This window comes from Acinetobacter endophylla (assembly GCF_053543775.1).
This window is the reverse complement of sequence record NZ_JBLVOM010000187.1, coordinates 380-725: the sequence shown is the minus strand read 5'-3', so window position 1 is coordinate 725 and position 346 is coordinate 380. Positions and strand designations below refer to the sequence as shown.

The window sequence follows — 346 nt, the reverse complement described above, 5'->3', positions numbered from 1 at the left end:
GTGCCTGAAGTCTTGTTAGTTGCTGCCAATACCAGTGGTGGAGTAACAGGTAAGATGATTTCTCCTCAATCAATTGCGATTGCTTGTGCGGCAGTGGGCTTAGTTGGTAAAGAATCTGATTTATTTAGATTTACAGTAAAACACAGCATTATCTTTACGGTGATGATTGGTATTATTGTGACCTTACAAGCTTATATTTTCCCGTGGATGATTCCGTAAACGGGTCAAGGAAAAAAATGAAAGTCTCCGACAAAGTAGTACAGCGGTTACGTCTATTGATTGAAAAAAATAATGTGCAAGTCGGAGAGCGATTGCCTGCCGAACGCCAACTCTGTGAACAATTGGG

The 346-nt window shown here is 41.0% G+C and carries 2 protein-coding genes; both read left to right on the top strand.

Annotated features, from left to right (window positions below; genetic code table 11):
* On the top strand, nucleotides 1-219 hold a 219-nt coding region (locus ACNPNW_RS06265), incomplete at its 5' end, for an L-lactate permease (RefSeq protein WP_448766748.1).
* Between the two features lie 17 nt (nucleotides 220-236).
* Nucleotides 237-346 (top strand): GntR family transcriptional regulator (locus ACNPNW_RS06260; RefSeq protein ID WP_448766750.1); only part of this gene is annotated, 110 nt, incomplete at its 3' end.